This window comes from Luteibacter sp. P4_E6, assembly GCF_056401535.1.
Genome location: NZ_JBFUJE010000455.1, coordinates 1 through 3,209, shown reverse-complemented (window position 1 = coordinate 3,209; position 3,209 = coordinate 1). Strand labels below are relative to the sequence as shown.

Sequence of the window (3,209 nt, the reverse complement as noted above, 5' to 3'; positions counted from 1 at the left end):
GAGCAGGAGGGCGGCAGCGGCAAACGTGGTGAACCGTTGGATTCGAGGCAAGGCGAATTCTCCTGGGGTGCGGGACGAGCCAACCCGTTGGATGCTGTGACATGGCGGAGGGTTTAGAGCACCTGACACTCGCCATCCTGGCCGAACCGTAGGCGCGCGCTTTGTATCCCAATGTGTCCGGATGAGGCCTCGACACACTCGGAGACGTTTCAGCGCGCCGCTGGACACAGTCGAGACAATGTTTTTTGGTCTCCTAGCTACGTCCAACGAGCTGAGAAACGTCCATGCATAGCAACATAAAACTCCGTAGCCGGAGCCTGGCAGGCGCGACCGCCCTGGCGCTCCTTGTCGGCGCATCGAGCAGTGCGCATGCGCAATCTGCGCCCCCGTCGCCGGCCCAGGCAGCCACAACGTCGTCCGCATCGCCCGACCCGTTGGGCCCGTTGAAGCATGTCCACGCCGGCGTGCTGGACGTTGCCTATGCCGAGCTGGGTCCTGCGGATGGCCCGGTCGTGATCCTCCTGCATGGATGGCCTTACGACATTCACAGCTATGATGAGGTCGCGCCGGCGCTGGCGGCGAAAGGGTATCGCGTGCTTATCCCCTATGCGCGCGGTTACGGCGAAACCCGCTTTCTCTCCGCCAGCACCCTGCGAAATGCCGAGCCTGCTGCCCTGGGTCAGGACGTCATCGACTTCATGGACGCGCTGCACATCAAGTGCGCGGTCTTTGGTGGTTTCGATTGGGGTGCACGCTCGGCGGATATCGTCGCGGCGTTGTGGCCGGAGCGAGTGAAAGCGCTGGTGAGCGTGAGTGGCTACCTGATCGGCAGCCAGGAAGCGGGCAAGACGCCATTGCCACCCAAGGCCGAATACCAGTGGTGGTACCAGTATTACTTCACCACCGAGCGTGGTCGCCTCGGCTACGAGCAGAACCATCACGACTTCGCCAAACTGATCTGGCAGCTGGCATCGCCAAAGTGGAGCTTTGACGATGCCACCTACGAGCGCAGTGCACAGGCGTTGGAGAATCCGGACCACGTCGCCATCACGATCCACAACTACCGCTGGCGTCTGAACCTCGCCAAGGGCGAGGCCAGGTACGACAACCTGGAAAAGCGGCTAGCCCAGGCACCGAAGATCCCGGTACCGACCATCACGCTGGAAGGCGATGCCAACGGTGCGCCACATCCTCAGCCCGAGGCGTATGCCAAACAGTTCACGGGCAAGTATCAGTTCAGGCTGATTACTGGCGGCATTGGTCATAACCTGCCTGAGGAAGCACCGCAGGCGTTCACCCAGGCGGTTATCGACGCCGATCACCTTTGAGTCGCGGCGCCCTCCGCGATCGCTGCCGTCACGTGGTACACGCGCCCGCCCCAGCCGTCATTGGGGAAGGCGTCCGACACCTTCAGGTAGACCGGCTTTGATCCGTCGGCCTCGACGCCCAGGAAGGGCGTCAGGTCGATGGTTCGGTCGGCCTTGTTCGATCCGTCGGTGACCGGTTGAGTCTCCTGCAGCACGGTCGTCCAGTGCTCGTTGTCGGAGCTGGCCTGTACCAGAAATTCGGCGTCGATGGTCAGGGTAACGTGTGCCGAGGTCGTGTCGGCTGGAAGCGGGAACCGATAGGTAAAGTGAGCGTTCCCATCGGCGAAGCGATTCTGCACACCATTGCTCTGCGAACCGCCAGCGTCGAACAGCCACGGGTTTTCATCGACCGTGCCAGTATCGAAGTCGATCGTATGAGCGACCAGCACATCGGCCAGGGTCGTGAAGCGCAAGCCGGGTGCCGCCACGCTTGCCGTGATCACGTGGTGCCCGTCACTCGCCGAACCGGGGACGCTCACGTCCAATGCGATGCTGCCATTGACCGGGATCGCGTTGCCACGCGGCTGCAAGTGAACGAGGGATGCGCGTGGCGATGCGCTCCAGCCCGTGGGCGCCTCGACGGAGGCGAGCGCTAGCAGCGGAAAGAATCCCGTTGCCGAGGTGTTGAGCGTAAGAGGGATAACCGTCGTACCCGAGGCCGCCGGCATGATCACCGGTTGCGCCGGGGACAGGGTGGCTGCCAGCGAAGCAAGCGGCGTAAAGCCCGGCACATCGCCAATGAGGGCACTTAGCGCGCTCGCCTGGGTGCGCCAGTCGAACACATTGGGGTGGTCGTCGTTGGTGACGCCGGACCAGCGCGTGCCGAGTCGGCCCGCGGCGTCGCGGTCGTCATTCCAGAGACTGGTGGCTTGCTGGTTGAGGAATGCCGCGTATCCCCGATCATGGGTGGTGTCGACAAGCTCGGTCCAGTAGCGCATGAAGATGCCCTTGAACTGCTTGCCGTTGTCATCGCAGGTCTGGTCGGCGGCATCGCAGGTTTCGCTCAGGACACCGTTAGTCACCAGGGCATCAGGACCGATGGCCGCGTCGGCAAGGCGGCGTACGGAGGTCAGCACCTGCGGATCCCGGGTGGCGCGCCACAGTTCGAGGCCGGCGCCGATCGCCAGACCTTGATTGTAGGTCCACACGTTCTGGCCGTTGTTGGTGCAGGCGTTGGTGAGGCCGTCGTTGACCAGCCCCTTCGCGTTGATCATGCCGCTGCCCTGGAACCACGCCCACGCCGTTCGGGATCGACCCAGCCACAACGTGTCGCCGGGGATCCGGTTGTGCAGCTCGGCCGTGAGCCGGATCCAGAGGCCATTGACGATGGCGTTCTTGTACGTACGCTCGCCATCCCACCAGACGCCACCGCCGCAGGTACTGGTGTCCCAGTAGCCGTCGACGTAGTTGGCGATGGTCACCGCCATGTTCAGATACTTCGGGTCGTGGGTCAGGTCATAGGCCTGCAGCCACGTGAGGCCCCACCACTCGGAATCGTCGATGGCCCGGCTGGTGAAGTTGCCCAGTAGCGGATCGCCCGACAAGACGCCAGCCGGGAACACGCCCTTGTCCTTCTCGAACGTATTGTTCAGTTGACCGAGATAGCGACGGTCTCCTGTTCGCTGCATGTAGTCGCCGACAGTCTGCAGAGCCACCGCCGAATTCCACCAACTGGAGGGAAACCAGGCCTTGTCGGGCTCATACGAACTCATCAACACGTCCGCCGCGACCCGGGCACGAGCCATGGCGGTCGGTCCGTCGGTTTGTCGGGGAGTCGATGGGGTCGGTTCGGTTGCCATCGAGGGAAGGGCGGCGACCATGGCCGTCAGGCTGGCTACGGCC

The 3,209-nt window shown here is 63.4% G+C and carries 2 protein-coding genes; one reads left to right on the top strand and one right to left on the bottom strand.

The genetic code is table 11. The features are described 5' to 3' along the window. Nucleotides 1–284: 284 nt before the first annotated feature. A complete protein-coding gene (locus tag AC1DT2_RS19080; protein WP_477298040.1) occupies nucleotides 285–1,328 on the top strand; it encodes an alpha/beta fold hydrolase in 1,044 nt (347 codons plus the stop codon). Here AC1DT2_RS19080 and AC1DT2_RS19075 read toward each other — a convergent pair. Beyond that, nucleotides 1,319–3,209, bottom strand: a 1,891-nt coding sequence (locus AC1DT2_RS19075; RefSeq protein WP_477298039.1) for a glycoside hydrolase family 76 protein, incomplete at its 5' end; no start/stop codon positions are given. The genes AC1DT2_RS19080 and AC1DT2_RS19075 overlap by 10 nt on opposite strands.